The organism is Bradyrhizobium sp., assembly GCF_016213215.1.
In the GTDB taxonomy this organism is placed as follows: Bacteria; Pseudomonadota; Alphaproteobacteria; order Rhizobiales; family Xanthobacteraceae; genus Bradyrhizobium.
Map to the genome: position 1 here is coordinate 1 of NZ_JACRAW010000094.1, position 16522 is coordinate 16522.

Here is a 16522-nt window from a genome sequence, read left to right on the forward strand (position 1 = left end):
CCGTACTTCATCGACTGGAATCAGTTCCGCCCCCAGTTCGAGGCCGAAGCGACGCGGATCATCGGCACGCCGGTGCACGTCGGCGGCGAGCTTGACGCGCGCCTGTTGCCGACGCCGACCCTGCGCCTGCGCTCGGTGACGGTGGGGGGCGCCAACGATCCTGGCAAGCTGCACGCCGAGAAGCTCGACGTCGAGTTCAGCCTGGGCTCCCTGATGCGCGGCGAGTGGCGCGCGACGGAACTGACCGTCAACGGCATGGCGGTCGATCTCGGTCTCGATGCGAAGGGGCGGGTCGACCTGCCGGCCGCCAACGGGACTTTCGACCCGGCGTCGCTCTCGATCGACCGTTTGAACCTGACCGGCCGCATCGCCCTCCATGATGCCGCAAGCCGCTCGACGCTCGAGCTCAACGACATCGCCTTTAGCGGCGACGTACGCTCCCTCGCAGGATCGGTGCGCGGCGATGGCAGCTTCACCGTCTACGACACCCGCTACCCGTTTCGGGTCTCCTCGGGCCAAACTCCTGATGGCAACGGCCTGCGCGTTCACTTCAGCGTAGATCCCGGCGATCGGCCGTTGTCGGTCGATCTCGATGGGTTGCTCGCCTTCGAGACGCGCGTGCCGCGTTTCGAGGGGGCGGTTACACTGGCCGTACCTCAGACCAAGCAGCGCGCGGGCGAGGCGGCGCCGACGCCCTGGAAGATTGCCGCGAAGGTGAAGGCCGATCCGGCCGGCGCCAGGCTCGACCAGGTCGAGGCGAGCTATGGCGCGGAGGAAACGGCGCTCAAGCTCGCCGGAGCCGGCGATATCGCGTTCGGCGCCTCGCCGCTGCTGCGCGCCGCGCTCTCGGCGCGCCAGCTCGATGCCGACCGGTTCATGGGCAGGGACAATGGCGGGCCGGCAGGGCTCCTGCCGATGCTGCGCACGGCGCTGGCGGCGATACCGCAAATGCCGATTGCGGCGCAGATCGAGTTCAGTTGCGAACAGGTCACGCTTGGCGGTCGTCCATTGACGAACATCGCCGCCGAATTGCGCACCGACGGCAACACCTGGATTTTCCACCGCCTTGACCTGCGCGCGCCCGGCGCGACCCAGATCGCTTTGAACGGTGCCGCGGCGCGGCCGGGCGCAACCGATAGCCTGAGCGGCAGGCTCGCCATCGAATCCTCCGACCCGGATACGCTGATCGCATGGCTGCAGGGTCGCAGCGAGGTCGGCTTGCGCAACCAGAAGCCGCTGCGCTTGAAGGGCACCGTGACCATCGCCGCCAACCATCTTTCGATCGAATCGCTCCAGGCCGACATCGACGGCGGCGCGGTGGAAGGACGTGTGGCGTTCTCGCAGGCCGCGGTCAACAAGGGGTCGCATATCGAGGCGGAGCTGAAGGGCGATCGTCTCGATCTCGATGCCGCCTCGGGTTTCGTGCGATCGTTGGCCGGCCCGCAGAACGAGTGGCCGGACGAGGCCAGGCTGTCGCTCGATATCGGACGCGCCATTTCGGCCGGCCAGGAACTGCAGCCGTTTTCAGCAAAACTTGCTTATGATCAGAACAGCTTCGTGCTCGACCAGCTGAAATTCGGGTCGGCCGGCGGCGTGACGCTGGACGGCGGCGGAAATTTCGATCGTGTCAATTTGCAGGGAAGGCTGGTGCTCAATTCAACCGCGGCCTCGCTCGGGCGGATCGCCAGTCTTGTCACACCGCTTGCACCGACAGTGGCTGCGCGTCTTGCTGCGACGGATTCCGGTTCGGGTCCGGCAAGCGCAAGCCTGGTACTCGACATTGGCGACAACAAAGGGGTGGCGGGCAGCCGCGCTGCGCTGGCTCAATTCGACTTCGAAACGCCCCAACTCAGAGGACAAATCCGCGCGTCGGGGGCGCCTGCCCTGTCCGCGCTCCGCGGCATGGACCTTGACGCGCTCTCGCGCAGCGACATGAGTGTGCAGGCAAGGCTGTCATCCCAGCGAGGAGTGGCATTGCTGGCGCTGCTGGGTCTAGACCGTGCGGCTGTCGCAGGCGAGGGGCCGGCCAGATTCGAGGCGTCTGTGACCGGTGCATGGCGCAAGCCGCTGCAACTGAACGCCAGGATTTCCGGCAATGGACTGGATGCGGATGCGCAGGGCAGCGCCGAGCCGTTCGCGGATGAGCCCAAGGCCAGCGTCGACTTGCGCGTCCGAAGCGCCAATCTCGCACCGTTATTCGGCATCGATGCCCCGGACAAGGTGGCGCAGAACGTCAGCCTGTCCTCGCGTGTCACGCTTGCGGGCAAACGGCTGACCTTCCACGACCTCGATAGTTCCGTCTCAGGCTCGCGCCTGCGCGGTCACCTCGTCATGATGCTCGACCAGGACAGAAGCATCGACGGCGAAGTCGGCCTTGATACCCTCCATCTCGCGCCTGCGCTCGCGGTCGCGATCGGGGCCGCCGGCCATGATGCGGCGGAGCCGCTCGCGCCTGGATTGTTGAAGGGCTGGCGCGGCCGGATCGCCTTCCAGGCATTGCGCGGCGTGCTCCCCGGCGGCGCCGAAATGCGCCCGATCAGCGGAACGCTCAAGACCGATGGCCAGTCGATGACACTCGATCAAATCGAGGGCGTGGTCGGCGGCGGCGAGGTGAAAGCGAGCATCGACCTGAGGGAGGGCGACCACGGCATGGCGCTGAATGCGCGTGTCCAGCTGTCCGGTGTCGACTCGGCCGCGCTGCAGTACCACGAGCTCAACCTGCCCAAGGGCCGCCTTTCGCTGCAGATGGCGCTTTCGACCCAAGGACGAAGTATCGCGGCGCTGACCGGCACGCTTTCCGGCAACGGAACGGTAAACCTGGATTCCGCTGAGATCGTTGGGCTCGATCCGCGCGCGTTTGAACTTGCGGTCCGTGCCAGCGACAGTGGCCAGGCGACCGATGACACCAGGTTGCGACAAATCGTCGAGCCGGCGCTTTCGTCCGGCTCGTTGGCGGTCGGCGCCGCCCAGATTCCCTTTACCATCCGGGACGGGCGCCTGCGCGTCGGCGCGACCACGCTGGATGGCAAGAATGCGCGTGCCATCGTTTCGGGCGGCTATGATATCCCTGCGGATCAGGCCGATATCCGTGCCAGCCTGACATCGACCACGATCGGCAACAGCAACAGCCGCCCGGAAATCCAGCTCTTCGCCGCCGGCCCTCCGGACAGGTTGAGCCGCACGGTCGACGTCACCTCGTTGTCGTCATGGCTTGCGGTGCGGGCGATCGATCGCGAGACGCGGCGGCTCGACGCGATCGAACGTGGCGAGGCGCCACCGCCGGCCACGGCCGCGCTGCCGTCCCCGGCCGCGCCTGGTGCCGGCCTCCATAACCAGCCGCCGTCAGATGCGCCGCTTCCCGGCACCGATCCGCGGCGATTCCAGTTGAAGCCAAGAGCCGCGCCGACGCCGCGGCCGCCGGCCGCCGTCACGCCCTCCACACCCAATCCCCCGGTGGAGGCCCAGCACGCCGCTCCGCTGCCGCCACCGATCGAGGTCAAGCCGCCGCCGGGTCCTGTTCCGGTCAGGCCGAAGCTGCGGCCGCCGCTCGTCCTGACGCCGCCGGCAAATCCGTGACGCAAAGGCTGGCACGTTGCGTGCTGACGAAGAAAGTGCCCGGCATTTTAGCGAATTTTGGCCAGCAAAACCTATTCGCTGATTTTACCTGACGCTCGTGTTTGGCGTGTAGATTCGGCCCCATTGAAACCTCGGTTTCTGTGAAATGGGGCTGGTGCTGCGATGATTGAAGCGAAGTCGCTTCTGCAGGATCTGGACGACGCCATCGCACGCGGTACGGACGAGAGCCGGTCGCGGGCACTGTGGCATGCGACCGATCTGCTGATTACCGGTCGGTACAGCGAGGACGAGATCAGCGTATTCGGTGAAGTCATCGGACGGCTGGCGGACGAGATCGAAATTGCCGCCCGTGCGCAGCTCGCCGAACTGCTCGCCGCCTGCAACCATGCCCCGTTCGATGTCATCCGCCAGCTTGCCTTTGACGACGAGATCGTCGTCGCGGGACCCGTGCTGCGCGAATCCCTCCGGATCGACCAAGAAACACTCGTCGCGAACGCGATGACCAAGGGCCAGCCGCACCTGCTGGCGATCTCGCAGCGCGTGTCGATCGCCGAGGCCGTAACGGATGTGCTGGTGAAACGGGGCGATCAGGAAGTCGTGACGTCGGTCGCGAAGAACCAAGGCGCGCGCATTTCCGGCTGGGGCCTTCTGCACATGATCAAGCGGGCCGACGGCGACTCCATCCTTGCCGAGCAACTCGGGCTGCGCAAGGACATTTCCCGGCATGTCTTCCAGCAACTGATTGCAAAGGCGTCGGACGACGTGAGGAAGCGCCTGGAGAGCGAGCGACCGGAGATGGTGGAGCAGATCCACAATTCCGTCACCGACGTAACAGGCACGCTGCAATCGAAGTTCGGTCCTGGATCCCGCAGCTACTTCGTCGCCAAGCGCGTCGTGACGACACAGCACCGGCTCGGCAACCTCAACGAGGAGAGCATTTCCGGATATGCGCGGGCTCACCGCCTCGACGAGGTTACGATCGGGTTGTCCCTGCTGTCCACGCTACCGGGCGACGTGATCGAGCGCGCGCTGATGGACCGCAACCGCGACATGCTGCTGGTCTTGGCCAAGGCCCTCGACTTCTCGTGGGGTACGACCATGTCGCTGCTGTTCCTGGGGGCCAAGGATCACTGCATTACTGCGGGCGATCTTCACAGTCTCGAACAAGAGTTTGCCCGCCTCAACATCGACACCTCGCGCACCATCCTGGAGTTCTATCGGTCGCGCAGGCACGTCGGATCGGCCGATCACGGCGTTAACCGGCAGCCGGAACTGCAGGTGCACTGAGATGCCGATTTTCAGATTTCGCAGGGGAGTTTGGCAATGAACACCATCCAATTCCAAACTGGTGCGAAGAAGCACTTCGCCGCGAACGCCATGGCGCCGCGAGCCGAGAACCCGACGGATGCGGCATGGCTGGTCCTCGAAGCCGCCAACGACCTTGGCGACCAGGCCGCGGTCGATGCATGCCGCAGGGTCATCGATGCCAATCTGAATGGGACGATCGCAGCCCCCTCGGATATGCACCTGGTGCTCGAGTATTTCAGGTGACCGTTTGGAGCATGATCCGGACGCGGAGTCCGGGTCAGCACCGGGTGAGCAGTGATTTCTCTGCGGCGAACGCGGAGCATCTGCCGCCAGATCATGCTTAAAGCAAAAGCTAGAGCGCGATAGTTTGCGCTAGCCGGCGCCGAGTGCAACGGCCATGTTGTAGATTGCAAAACTCGCGGCATAGGCGAGCGCGAGCATGTAGGCGAAGGTGATCGCCATCCATTTCCAGCTTCCGGTCTCGCGGCGGATCACCGCGAGGGTCGAGGCACATTGCGGCGCGAAGATGTACCAGGCAAGCAGCGCAAGCGCCGTCGCCAGGCTCCATTTCGTCGCCAGTGCCTGGCCGATTTGCTCGGCCGCCTCCTTGCCGCCCTCGATCGCATAGACGGTGCCGAGCGCCGCGACCGCGACTTCGCGCGCCGCCATGCCGGGGATCAGCGCCACCGCGATCTGCCAGTTGAAGCCGACCGGCGCCAGCAGGGGAGCGACGGCCTTGCCGATCATCGCCGCCAGACTGTAGTTGATGGCAGCCTCCTCCGCGCCCGCCGGCGGCTGCGGAAACGAGGCGAGAAACCAGATCAAAACCATGATCGCAAAGATGGTAGTGCCGGCGCGCTGCAGGAACATCTTCGCCCGCGTGTAGACGCCGATCGCGATGCTGCCCACGCGCGGTATCTTGTAGTCGGGCAATTCCAGCATGAACGGCGCCGGCGCGTTGTCGCGCCACATGAAGAACTTGATCAGAAACGACACGAGAAGCGCGCTGAGGATGCCGATGGCGTAGAGCCCGAACATCACCAGCCCCTGCAGGCTGATCCAGCCCCACACCTGCCGCGCCGGAATGAAGGCGGAGATGATCAGCGTGTAGACCGGAATGCGCGCCGAGCAGGTCATCAGGGGCGCGATCAGGATCGTGGTCAGCCGGTCGCGGCGGTCGTCGATCACCCGCGTTGCCATGATGCCGGGGATAGCGCAGGCAAAGCTCGACAGCAGCGGAATGAAGGCTCGGCCGTGCAGGCCGGCGCCGCCCATGATGCGATCCATCAGGAAGGCCGCGCGCGCCATGTAGCCGAAATCTTCCAGCAGCAGGATGAACAGGAAGATGATCACGATCTGCGGCAGGAACACGATCACGCTGCCCACGCCGGAGATCACCCCGTGCGCCAGGAAGCTCTGCAGCAGGCCGGCGGACACGTGTTCATGCACGAACTGCCCGGCGGCGGTTAAGGCCTCGCTCAGAAGCTCCATCAGCGGCTGTGCCCCGGCGAACACCGCCTGAAACATCACGAACAGGATCAGGCCCAGCACCAGAAGCCCGCCGACCGGATGCAGCGCCACGGCATCGATCCGCGCCGTCCAGGTGTCGGGCCGGGTGGGCAGGCTGACGCTCGCCGCAATGATCCGGTCGGCCTCGCGTTGCTTCGCGCGCAGCTGAGAAAGGGTGAGCGGCTCCCAGCGGTCCTGCGCCAGTGACGATTGTGCCTTGGCGTGCTCCGAGATCTCGTCGGTCAGGCGCAGGAGGTCGGCCGTGCCGCCCTTGCGCACCGCGATCGAGGTGACGACCGGAACGCCGAGCTCCTTTGACAGCCGCTCCACGTCGACGTCGACGCCGCGCCTGGTCGCGATGTCGAACATATTGAGCACCAGTGCCAGCGGCCTGCCGGTGCGCTTGAGCTCGAGCAGCAGGCGGATCGTGAGCCGGAGGTTGGTGGCGTCGGCGACGCAGAGCACAAGATCGGGGGCTGCTTCGCCGTCGGCCTTGCCCAACACGAAATCACGCGTGATCTCCTCGTCCGGGCTGCGCCCGCGCAGCGAGTAGGTACCGGGCAAATCGACCAGGGACACCTGCCGGCCGTGAGGGGTGACGAAGAAGCCTTCCTTGCGTTCGACGGTGACGCCCGGGTAGTTCGCGACCTTCTGTCGGCTGCCGGTGAGTGCGTTGAATAAGGAGGTCTTGCCGCAGTTCGGGGTGCCTACCAGCGCGAGATGCATCAACGGAGCTTCCATTGCTCTGGTCCGGCCGCCTCAGGCGACAATGATCGCCATGGCCTCGCGACGGCGTACTGCAATGGTGACGTTGTCGACGCGCACCGCGATCGGATCGCGGCCCACGATGCCTTCGTGCAGGATCTCGACTCTGGCGCCTTCAACAAAGCCGAGCTCGATCAGCCGGCTCTCGAGCTCATGATCGGATAACGCAGACCCGGCGGTTTGCGCGGAGAGATGCTGGATTATCCCTGAGTACCCTCGGTTGGCCGTCCCCAAGGGAATTTGCAAGCGAGTGTCATTCTCTTCGATCATGACCTGTATTTTCAATCGCAGGCGGGCAGGTCAAGTGTGCTGACCAAGAAGAGGGTTACCTTAGAGGGATTATAAGTTGCAGGAAGGAGTCATGCGGGTGAGACACGCTTCCGGGCGCCTCATCAAGGCGCCCGAGCGGTCGATCAGGTTTGCGGCCTCGGCTCCTGGGCCGCTGCGATCCGGTTCTTGAAGTAATCGAGAACGAACAGGCGGATTGCGGAAGACAGGTTGCCTTGCTGACGGTTGTTGTCGATCTCCCCGACCAGCTCCGACAAGGTCATGTTTCGCAGGCCGGAAATTTCTTTCATCCCGTTCCAGAACGCTTCCTCGAGGCTGACGCTGGTCTTGTGACCGGCGACCACGATCGAACGTTTGACGACTGGCGACTTCATGTTGTCTCCCCGCGCTCGATCCGATGCTGGTCCAGAAGCATCCTCGCGCGCGTCTTGCGAGTCTTTTCCAGCTTGCGCTCGGCCGTCGTGCGACCGAACAGCAACCGGTTTGCTTCCGCCTGCTTCGCCGAGGATTCGCGCTCCGCGCGTTTCCTGAAGCGCCGCAGATTGATGACGTTCACCATGCCCAGTCTCCGTCATCTGACCTCCATCACGGCACCGGTCGAAGCGTTCGAAACGCCGTGCCATTTTCCGATTGAGTTGATTGCCATTTGGTCGTCCTCGCCTGTCGCCTCTCTCTTAGTCGCATGAAGGATGAATTCCTATCAACGAACAGGAGATTCTTTTTTATCTAGCACGGGCCGACGCAGCGACAATTGACAATCATCAAAGTCATTCTTTTGGAGCTATGATCCACTAATGTTCAATCTCCGTATGATTACGGAGGCGAGCGTCGCTTTCTAGCCTGGGCGCGTCATCCTTTCCGGCTGCACGAGCCGATCGAACTCCGCGGCCGAGACAAAGCCGTTCCGGACCGCCTCTTCCTTCAATGTCGTCCCATGCAAATGCGCAGCTTTTGCAACTGTCGCGGCGTTGTCATAGCCAATCCTGGGAGCAAGCGCGGTTACCAGCATCAACGACCGCTCCATCAACTCGCGGATGCGTTTTTCATCGGCGCGGATGCCATCGACGCAATTCTCGGTAAACGAGCGCGCGGCGCCAGCCAGCAGCGTGACCGAGTGAATCATGCAATATGCCAGAACGGGCTTGTAGACGTTGAGTTCGAAATGCCCCTGGCTGCCGGCGACGGTGATCGTCGTGTGATTTCCGAATACCTGGCAGCACACCATCGTCACGGCTTCGCTCTGGGTCGGGTTCACCTTGCCGGGCATGATCGAGGAGCCGGGCTCGTTTTCCGGCAGGATCAGTTCGCCCAGTCCGGAGCGCGGGCCTGACCCCAAAAGGCGGATATCGTTGGCGATCTTGAACAGTGCCGTCGCCACTGAATTGATCGCGCCGTGTGCGGACACATAGGCATCATTGGATGCCAGCGCCTCGAATTTATTGGTGGCGCTGGTGAAAGGCAGGCCGGTGATGCGGGCGACGTGCTTGGCAAACAGCTTCGCAAAGCGCGGCTTCGAGTTGAGCCCGGTGCCGACGGCGGTGCCGCCCTGCGCCAGGGGATAGAGCTCGCGCACCGCCGTTCGCAGCCGCGCGATGCCGCTTTCGACCTGGGCGGCGTAGCCGGAGAATTCCTGACCGAGCGTCAGCGGGGTCGCATCCTGGGTGTGGGTGCGCCCGATCTTCACGATGCGGGCGAACTGTTTCTCTTTCTTCCGAAGGCTACGCAGGAGCACGTTGAGCGCAGGGATCAGGTCGGAGGTGATGCGGATAGCCGCCGCGAGATGCATCGCGGTAGGGAACGAGTCGTTCGACGACTGACTCATATTGACGTGGTCGTTGGGATGCACCGGCTTCTTCGCGCCGAGCTCCCCGCCCAGCAATTCGTTGGCTCGGTTGGCGATGACCTCGTTCAGGTTCATGTTGGTCTGCGTGCCTGAACCGGTCTGCCAGACGACAAGCGGGAAGTGTTCGTCCAGCTTGCCGTCGATCACCTCGCGCGCGGCGCGCATGATGGCGTTGGCGCGGCGGTTATCGAGCAGGCCGAGTTCGCGGTTGGTCTGGGCGGCGGCGAGCTTGACGATCGCGAGCGCGCGCACGATTTCGATCGGCATACGGTCTTGCGAGATGCGGAAATTACGTCGGGACCGCTCGGTCTGCGCGCCCCAGTAGCGATCGGAGGGAACGTCGATCGGACCGAAGCTGTCGGTCTCAACGCGGGTGGACTTTCCTGGTGCTGGTCTGCTCGGTCTGGCCATGGGCATGTCCATTGGTCGTGCGGCCCGGCCGCGGCGGGTGGCACATGCCCACTTATATAGCCGCTATGGTCGCGCTTGAGGTGCGGATCATTTCTTCCGGAAACGATCCAGCCGCACCACTTCGGCGCCCTCGCTCGGCTTGGCGGGTTCTTCCGCCTCTGCCGGCTTCTCCGCCTCGGGCACCGGAGCCGACACCGCCGAAGGCGCGGGGCTCGCCGGCAGCCTGGCCGGCGGTGTCTCGGCGACGTCCGAAGTGTCGAACTGCAGGCCGAATTTCACCGAAGGGTCGAGGAAGCTCTTGATGGCGCTGAACGGGACCACCAGCCGCTCCGCAACGCCGCCGAATGAAAGGCCGACCTCGAAGCGGTCCTCATGCACGACCAGATCCCAGAACTGGTGCTGCAGGATAATCGTCATTTCTTCCGGATATTGCGCGAGCAGCCGAGGCGACAGCTTCACGCCTTCGCCCTTCGAGACGAACGTGATGAAGAAATGGTGCTCTCCGGGCAATCCGTGCGCGGCCGTGTCGCTCAGCACCTTGCGCAGCACCCCTCGCAGCGCGTCGCGTGCCAGCACGTCGTATCGGATATGATCGGTCGCCATTTTCAGTCCTGTCGCGTTGGTCCGGCTGGAGCGTGACGGCGGCTACGCCGGCCCGACTCGCTCATTTCTACGATGGTACCCCGGCGGGACGCCAAGGTCAGCAGGGCGTTCCCAGGCGCCTGTCCTGCAGGTTTCGCCGCGAGCGGCACGAAAGCCAAAGATTAAAAGAGAAGTGGAGGCTTCTGTTGCCAGGTGCCTCCGAACCCCGCCTAGCGGAGCTTAACCCGCTAGGACTTTAGAGTGGTCTTTCAAACTGCGTTACGCAGCCTGAGCAACCGGAGCATAGTTGTCGTTGGCAACTATTGCAGTAGCCCGATAACGGCGGAACAATACCGGGAAAAAACACGCCCTTTACGCCCTCGTCGATCCTATTTCGCCCCCGCCGAAACCCGATCGAAGCGGGCTTTGGTGGAGGCGCCGGGTACCGCCCCCGGGTCCGAAAGGTTTATTGCGACGGCCATTTATTTCCATAGCCGGCGAACCGGCGGTCTCAATATAGGGTGGAAACCCTGAGAAAAATAGGGTCCTGGCGGCGTATTGCGCGGCCATTGGCTGCCGGAACCTACTTCGACGGCTGGTTATGGGTTCGGGACTGGCCTTTAGGCCGGTGCGCAGAGCGCGGCCCACGCGGATCGTGACCGCGCCGGCGGCGCGCTGGGTTCCAGCCGGTTCGCGCTCGCCAGGTCGTCATCCGGCCTGACGCCGGTTCCGCTTGCGAATGGCCGCAAGCAGTTCGATTTCCGGCGCAAACCAGCCCCTTGCAGGGGCTGCGATTCTGGGGGCGGCCGTGGCTGCGTTGCCCTGTGGGTCAGCTCCTTTGAGTCAACTCCTTGCTTGCCTGAGGCCTTTTGGGTTCTTCTGGCGTTGTCCGGCGAAAGTCGCTAGGCAAAAGCGAGGCGAGCTCAACGCCATGCGACGACAAAATGGGGCAGGAAGCCCGGAAAGCGGGGGAGATTAACGCGATGACTCACAGGCCGAACGATGAACCCGGCAGGTCCGTCCTGCCGAGATGGGTCCGTGGCCCACAGGACTTTGTCGGCGGCATCGCGCTGATGGCGATCGCAGCGTTGGCGCTTTGGGCCTCGAGCGACCTGCCGGGTATGCACGGATTCTCCTTTGGCGCAGGAACCGCCCCGCGCATGTTTGGGATCCTTTTGCTCGGGCTCGGCTTCGCCATCATGGTCGTCGGTCTGGTCACGGGGGGGCCGCATCTTGCGGCCTATCACTGGCGAGGGCCGCTGTTCATTTCGCTCGCCATCCTGACCTTCGCGATTTCCATTCGCCCGCTCGGGCTCGTGATTTCCGGCCTGGCCAGCTTTCTGATCTCCGCGCTCGGCTCGTCGGAAACGCGGTGGATGGAAGCAATCATCGTGGGCATTTGCCTCACCATCGGCTGCGCCGTGCTCTTTCCTTACGTGCTCGGTCTGCCGATGCCGCTGTTCCCGCGTTTCCTGATCCGGTGAGGGCGTAATGGTCGATCTCTTTGCTAACCTCACCCTCGGCTTTGCGGTTGCGTTCACGCCGATCAACCTTCTGATGTGCCTGATCGGCGCCCTGGTCGGTACGTTGGTTGGCGTGCTGCCGGGCATCGGGACCATCGCAACCGTGGCGATGCTGCTGCCGATCACGTTCGGCCTGCCGCCGGTCGGTGCGCTGATCATGCTCGCCGGCATCTATTACGGCGCCCAATACGGCGGCTCGACCACGTCTATTCTGGTCAATATTCCCGGTGAGGCGGGCTCCGTCGTCACCGCCCTCGACGGCCACCAGATGGCAAAACAGGGCCGCGCGGGACCGGCACTGGCGATCGCCGCAATCGGCTCGTTCTTCGCCGGCTGTGTGGCCACGGTCTTGATCGCGGCCCTCGGTGCTCCCCTGACAAAGCTCGCGCTGGCGTTCGGGCCGGCCGAATACTTCTCGCTGATGGTGCTCGGCCTGATCTTTGCGGTGGTGCTCGCGAAGGGCTCGGTGCTGAAGGCGATCGCGATGATCGTGTTGGGACTGTTGCTCTCGATGGTCGGTTCCGACATCGAGACCGGCGCGTCCCGCATGGCCTTCAACATCCCCGAGCTTGCCGACGGCCTCGGCTTCGCAACGGTCGCCATGGGCCTATTCGGTTTTGCGGAAATCATTCGCAATCTGGACGCCGGCGCCGAGCTGGACCGCACGCTCGTGCAACAGAAGATCACGGGCTTGATGCCGACGAGGAAGGACTTGTCCGATGCGGCGCCTGCGATCGGACGCGGCACGGTGCTCGGATCGATCCTCGGCATCCTGCCGGGCGGCGGCGCGGTCATCGCCTCCTTTGCCGCCTATACGCTGGAGAAGAAGCTTTCCAAGACTCCGTCACGGTTCGGCCGCGGCGCGATCGAGGGCGTGGCAGCACCGGAGAGCGCCAACAACGCGGCGGCGCAGACCTCGTTCATTCCGCTGCTGACGCTGGGCATTCCGCCGAACGCGGTGATGGCGCTGATGGTCGGCGCAATGACCATTCACGGCATCGTGCCGGGGCCGCAGGTCATGCAGAAGCAGCCGGACCTTGTCTGGGGCATGATCGCCTCGATGTGGATCGGCAATTTGATGCTGATCATCATCAACCTGCCGCTGGTCGGCATCTGGGTTCGCCTGTTGCGCGTGCCGTACCGGCTGATGTTCCCCTCGATCGTGATCTTCTGTGCGATCGGCATCTACTCGGTCAACAACGCGCCGACGGACGTCATTCTTGCCGGCGTGTTCGGCCTGGTCGGCTACTGGCTGATCAAGCACGATTTCGAGCCGGCTCCGCTTCTGCTCGGCATGGTGCTTGGGCCGCTGATGGAGGAGAACCTGCGCCGGGCGCTTCTGATCGCGCGGGGCGACTGGTCGGTGTTCGTAACCCGGCCGCTCTCGGCGGTGCTGCTGGCGATCGCAGCCGCGCTCCTGGTGCTCGCGGTCTTGCCGGCCTTGCGGGCGAAGCGCGACGAGGTGTTCGTGGAGTCAGAGGGCTGATCTGCGTCGGCATGTCGCAGGCGGAAGTGGTGCACTTCAAGAACTTCAAGGTGACAAGGGAATGTCGGCCATTTTGGCCGGCATCGGCTTTCTGGAGGAAAGAGATGAACAGCTACAGTCGCTCGCTTGCGGGCGTTTGTCTGGCGCTGACCACGTTGCTCAGTGCCGCGGTCGCGCCGGCCCGGGCCCAAGACTATCCAACGCGCAGTATCACCATGATCGTGCCGTTTGCCGCCGGCGGCCCGACCGATGTCATCGCGCGCATCGTCACCGCTCATATGGCGCAGACGCTGGGCCAAAGCATCATCATCGAAAACGTCGTCGGCGCTGGTGGCACCACGGCAACCGCCCGGGCGTCGCGCGCGGCCAATGACGGTTATACGCTGATCACCGGTCACATGGGCACGCATGCGGCCTCGGTGCCGCTCTATCCCAATCTCGCCTATCACCCCGAGAAGAACTTTGAGCCGGTTGGACTGCTGGCCGGCACGCCGATCCTGATCCTCGCGCGGAAGGACTTTGCGCCGAAGGATCTGAAGGATTTCGTCACTTACGTGAAAGCCAATGCCGAAAAGGTCAACGCGGCGCATGCCGGCATCGGTTCGGTATCGAACGTCTCTTGTCAGCTTCTGCACTCGATCCTGGGCGTTCAGCCCATCAGCGTTCCCTTCAACGGCACGGGACCCGCGATGAACGCGCTTGTGGCCGGACAGGTCGACTACATGTGCGACCAGATCGTCAATGCCGTGCCGCAGATCAACGCCGGCACCATCAAGGCCTATGCAGTGGCGACACCGCAGCGCAACCCGTCGCTGCCGAACGTGCCGACCACGGCAGAGGCCGGATTGCCGGCCTTCCAGGCCCAGGCCTGGAACGCGATCTTCGCGCCAAAGGGCACGCCGGCCCCGATCATTGCCAAACTGAACGCGGCGGCGGCAAAAGCGCTTGACGATGAGAACGTTCGCAAGCGCCTGCTCGAGCTCGGCAGCGTCATCCCGCAGCCGGCCGATCGCACGCCGGAGGCGCTCGCAACCCTCGTCAAGAACGAGATCACCAAATGGACGGCGGTGTTGAAGCCGGCGGGTTGAACAGGCCAGCAGGTCAAATCGGCGTGGTGGCTGGCAGGGCGGAACGCGGGTTCCGCCCTTGTCGTTCGGGCCGGACGTGCGCATTTTTCCGGGTATAATTGCCGAATCGGCCGTCCGCCGCTGTCGCAGGCCATGCGCGGCCGCTAAGTTCGGCCCCTTCGAAAGCCCGATAGACAGCCATGCATCAATACCACGATCTGCTCGAGCGGATTCTCTCAGACGGCGTGGAGAAGCGCGACCGCACCGGCACAGGAACGCTGTCGATCTTCGGCCATCAGATGCGCTTCAACCTGTCGGCCGGCTTTCCGATGCTGACCACCAAGCGGCTGCCGCTCAAATCGATCGTGCATGAGCTGCTGTGGTTCCTCAAGGGCGACACCAACATCAAGTATCTGCACGAGCACGGCGTCACCATCTGGGACGAATGGGCCGATGCGAACGGCGATCTCGGCCCGGTGTACGGCCATCAGTGGCGCTCCTGGCCCGCGCCCGACGGGCGCAGCATCGACCAGATCGCCAATGTCGTCGACATGATCAGGCGCAATCCGGATTCGCGGCGCCTGATCGTCACCGCGTGGAATCCGGCCGAGGTCGACAAGATGGCGCTGCCGCCGTGCCACTGCCTGTTCCAGTTCTACGTCGCGAACGGCAAACTGTCCTGCCAGCTCTATCAGCGTTCGGCGGACGTCTTTCTCGGCGTGCCTTTCAACATCGCCTCCTACGCGCTCCTGACCATGATGACGGCGCAGGTGACGGGGCTGAAGGCGGGCGAGTTCGTGCACAGCTTCGGCGATGCACATCTGTATTCCAACCATCTGGAACAGGCCCGACTTCAATTGGCGCGGGCGCCGCGCGCGTTGCCGGTCATGAAGATCAATCCCGACGTCAAGGACATCTTCGGCTTCCGCTACGAGGACTTTGCGCTCGAAGGGTACGATCCGCACCCGCACATCAAGGCGGAAGTCGCGGTGTGAGCCAACCGATGTCGCTTCTCATTCGTCGCGCGCGCCCCGAGGAAGCTGGCCTCGTCCTGTCCTTCGTCCGCGAGCTTGCCGAATACGAAAATCTCAGTCACGAGCTCGAGGTGACCGAACAGATGATCGCGCAAGCGCTGTTCGGCGAAAATCCGCGCTTGTTCTGCGACATCGCGGAGTGGGGCGGCGAGCCCGCGGGCTTTGCGGTCTGGTTCATCAACTTTTCGACCTTCAGCGGCCGGCACGGCATCTACCTGGAGGACCTGTTCGTCCGGCCCGCGTTCCGCCGCAACGGCATCGGCAAGGCGCTCCTGAACCATCTCGCGAAGGAGTGCGTCGCCAACGGCTGGTCGCGGCTGCAATGGGCGGTGCTGGACTGGAACACGCCGTCGATCGAGTTCTACAAATCGCTCGGCGCGGTGCTGATGGACGAATGGACCGTTTGCCGGGTCACCGGCGCGGCCCTGGCGCGACTGGCGCAGGGGGCTTCCTGATGGAAGTCGTCCTGATCGTCGCGGTCGCGGAGAACGGCGTCATCGGCGCGCGCGGTGCGATCCCGTGGCGACTGAAATCCGACATGCAGCGCTTCAAGGCGCTGACCATCGGCAAGCCGGTGGTGATGGGCCGCAAGACCTTCGTCTCGTTGAAGAGGCCTCTTCCCGGACGAACCAACATCGTCGTCAGCCGCGATGCGGACTTCCGTGCGGAAGGGGCGGTCGTGACCAACTCGTTTGCGCATGCCCGGGCGATCGCAGCGGGCGATGCCCTGCGGCGTTCGGTCGCTGAGATAGTCGTGATTGGCGGCGCCGAGATTTACGCGCAATGGACGGATATCGCGAACCGGCTGGAAGTCACGGAAGTGCACGCTCGGCCCGAGGGCGATACCTGTTTCGTGATCGAAGCTGGGCAGTGGCAGGAGGTCGCGCGGGAGCGCCATTCGGCTGGTCCAGATGACAGTACCGACTTCTCCTATGTGACATATCGTCGGCGGGCCTCCCGTTAACTGCGTTAGGTAATTGACATTTCCGTGCTCAGGCATAGCTCGGAGGCGTCAAGCTTGCGTTGTAAGGGCCGTGGCGGTCCCCTATAAAGCCGGGCGGACATTCTGGCCGGATCCTCCGGCTGCCGAGGAGACTGTCGATGCCATGGAAGAATCAGGGCGGAGGCCC

15 protein-coding genes and 1 other RNA gene are annotated in these 16522 nt (G+C 63.9%); 9 read left to right on the forward strand and 7 right to left on the reverse strand.

Annotation, left to right across the window (positions count from 1 at the left end; translation table 11 throughout):
- The 3 genes from HY852_RS15920 to HY852_RS15930 form a co-directional block, all read left to right on the forward strand.
- Positions 1-3576: AsmA-like C-terminal region-containing protein (locus tag HY852_RS15920; protein ID WP_291605731.1), on the forward strand; the 3576-nt coding region annotated here is incomplete at its 5' end.
- A 162-nt stretch (positions 3577-3738) separates the two neighbouring features.
- Positions 3739-4863 (forward strand): DUF2336 domain-containing protein, encoded by a 1125-nt coding sequence (locus HY852_RS15925; protein ID WP_291605732.1) that lies wholly within the window; start codon positions 3739-3741, stop codon positions 4861-4863.
- 36 nt (positions 4864-4899) lie between these two features.
- Complete coding sequence (locus HY852_RS15930) at positions 4900-5127, forward strand: hypothetical protein (RefSeq protein WP_291605745.1); 228 nt, start codon at positions 4900-4902, stop codon at positions 5125-5127.
- Between the two features lie 129 nt (positions 5128-5256).
- Here HY852_RS15930 and HY852_RS15935 read toward each other — a convergent pair whose 3' ends face one another.
- The 7 genes from HY852_RS15935 to ssrA all read right to left on the reverse strand — a co-directional run bounded on the left by HY852_RS15935 (position 5257) and on the right by ssrA (position 10828).
- The gene (locus HY852_RS15935; RefSeq protein WP_291605733.1) at positions 5257-7134 is read right to left on the reverse strand and encodes a ferrous iron transporter B; all 1878 of its coding nucleotides are present in this window, start codon (positions 7132-7134) and stop codon (positions 5257-5259) included.
- An 18-nt stretch (positions 7135-7152) separates the two neighbouring features.
- On the reverse strand, positions 7153-7428 hold the full coding sequence (locus tag HY852_RS15940; protein ID WP_291605734.1) for a FeoA family protein: 276 nt from the start codon (positions 7426-7428) through the stop codon (positions 7153-7155).
- A gap of 143 nt (positions 7429-7571) precedes the next feature.
- Positions 7572-7820, reverse strand: a complete 249-nt coding sequence (locus HY852_RS15945; protein ID WP_291605735.1) for a ribbon-helix-helix domain-containing protein — start codon at positions 7818-7820, stop codon at positions 7572-7574.
- Positions 7817-8005 carry a DUF4169 family protein gene (locus tag HY852_RS15950; protein WP_291605736.1) on the reverse strand — a complete coding sequence of 63 codons (189 nt, stop codon included), beginning with the start codon at positions 8003-8005 and terminating at the stop codon, positions 7817-7819. The genes HY852_RS15945 and HY852_RS15950 overlap by 4 nt, the downstream gene beginning before the upstream one ends.
- Before the next feature lie 276 nt (positions 8006-8281).
- Positions 8282-9712 carry a class II fumarate hydratase gene (gene fumC / locus HY852_RS15955; protein ID WP_291605737.1) on the reverse strand — a complete coding sequence of 477 codons (1431 nt, stop codon included), beginning with the start codon at positions 9710-9712 and terminating at the stop codon, positions 8282-8284.
- A gap of 75 nt (positions 9713-9787) precedes the next feature.
- Positions 9788-10303, reverse strand: coding sequence for an SspB family protein (locus HY852_RS15960; RefSeq protein ID WP_291605738.1), 516 nt, complete (start codon positions 10301-10303; stop codon positions 9788-9790).
- A gap of 171 nt (positions 10304-10474) precedes the next feature.
- Positions 10475-10828, reverse strand: a transfer-messenger RNA (tmRNA) gene (gene ssrA / locus HY852_RS15965).
- A gap of 437 nt (positions 10829-11265) precedes the next feature.
- On the opposite strand from ssrA, the gene HY852_RS15970 reads away from it, so the two are divergent.
- From HY852_RS15970 to HY852_RS15995, 6 genes are all read left to right on the forward strand, one after another.
- Positions 11266-11766, forward strand: coding sequence for a tripartite tricarboxylate transporter TctB family protein (locus HY852_RS15970; protein ID WP_291605739.1), 501 nt, complete (start codon positions 11266-11268; stop codon positions 11764-11766).
- A 7-nt stretch (positions 11767-11773) separates the two neighbouring features.
- Positions 11774-13291 (forward strand): tripartite tricarboxylate transporter permease, encoded by a 1518-nt coding sequence (locus tag HY852_RS15975; protein ID WP_291605740.1) that lies wholly within the window; start codon positions 11774-11776, stop codon positions 13289-13291.
- 104 nt (positions 13292-13395) lie between these two features.
- Entirely contained in the window at positions 13396-14379 is a 984-nt protein-coding gene (locus HY852_RS15980) for a tripartite tricarboxylate transporter substrate-binding protein (RefSeq protein WP_291605741.1), read from the forward strand.
- Between the two features lie 179 nt (positions 14380-14558).
- The gene (locus HY852_RS15985; RefSeq protein ID WP_291605742.1) at positions 14559-15353 is read left to right on the forward strand and encodes a thymidylate synthase; all 795 of its coding nucleotides are present in this window, start codon (positions 14559-14561) and stop codon (positions 15351-15353) included.
- A gap of 8 nt (positions 15354-15361) precedes the next feature.
- Positions 15362-15847, forward strand: coding sequence for a GNAT family N-acetyltransferase (locus HY852_RS15990; RefSeq protein WP_291605743.1), 486 nt, complete (start codon positions 15362-15364; stop codon positions 15845-15847).
- Positions 15847-16356: a dihydrofolate reductase gene (locus HY852_RS15995; protein ID WP_291605744.1), complete on the forward strand. Its 510-nt coding sequence runs from the start codon at positions 15847-15849 to the stop codon at positions 16354-16356. The genes HY852_RS15990 and HY852_RS15995 overlap by 1 nt, the downstream gene beginning before the upstream one ends.
- Positions 16357-16522 lie beyond the last annotated feature (166 nt).

Excerpts from the sequence above, each read along its gene's own strand:
- HY852_RS15980 (WP_291605741.1), top strand. The coding sequence starts at position 13,396 with ATGAACAGCTACAGTCGCTCGCTTGCGGGCGTTTGTCTGGCGCTGACC.
- HY852_RS15995 (WP_291605744.1), top strand. The coding sequence starts at position 15,847 with ATGGAAGTCGTCCTGATCGTCGCGGTCGCGGAGAACGGCGTCATCGGC.
- HY852_RS15930 (WP_291605745.1), top strand. The coding sequence starts at position 4,900 with ATGAACACCATCCAATTCCAAACTGGTGCGAAGAAGCACTTCGCCGCG.
- HY852_RS15960 (WP_291605738.1), bottom strand. The coding sequence starts at position 10,303 with ATGGCGACCGATCATATCCGATACGACGTGCTGGCACGCGACGCGCTG.
- HY852_RS15935 (WP_291605733.1), bottom strand. The coding sequence starts at position 7,134 with ATGGAAGCTCCGTTGATGCATCTCGCGCTGGTAGGCACCCCGAACTGC.
- HY852_RS15975 (WP_291605740.1), top strand. The coding sequence starts at position 11,774 with ATGGTCGATCTCTTTGCTAACCTCACCCTCGGCTTTGCGGTTGCGTTC.
- HY852_RS15985 (WP_291605742.1), top strand. The coding sequence starts at position 14,559 with ATGCATCAATACCACGATCTGCTCGAGCGGATTCTCTCAGACGGCGTG.
- HY852_RS15945 (WP_291605735.1), bottom strand. The coding sequence starts at position 7,820 with ATGAAGTCGCCAGTCGTCAAACGTTCGATCGTGGTCGCCGGTCACAAG.
- HY852_RS15925 (WP_291605732.1), top strand. The coding sequence starts at position 3,739 with ATGATTGAAGCGAAGTCGCTTCTGCAGGATCTGGACGACGCCATCGCA.
- HY852_RS15940 (WP_291605734.1), bottom strand. The coding sequence starts at position 7,428 with ATGATCGAAGAGAATGACACTCGCTTGCAAATTCCCTTGGGGACGGCC.
- fumC (WP_291605737.1), bottom strand. The coding sequence starts at position 9,712 with ATGGACATGCCCATGGCCAGACCGAGCAGACCAGCACCAGGAAAGTCC.
- HY852_RS15990 (WP_291605743.1), top strand. The coding sequence starts at position 15,362 with ATGTCGCTTCTCATTCGTCGCGCGCGCCCCGAGGAAGCTGGCCTCGTC.
- HY852_RS15950 (WP_291605736.1), bottom strand. The coding sequence starts at position 8,005 with ATGGTGAACGTCATCAATCTGCGGCGCTTCAGGAAACGCGCGGAGCGC.
- HY852_RS15970 (WP_291605739.1), top strand. The coding sequence starts at position 11,266 with ATGACTCACAGGCCGAACGATGAACCCGGCAGGTCCGTCCTGCCGAGA.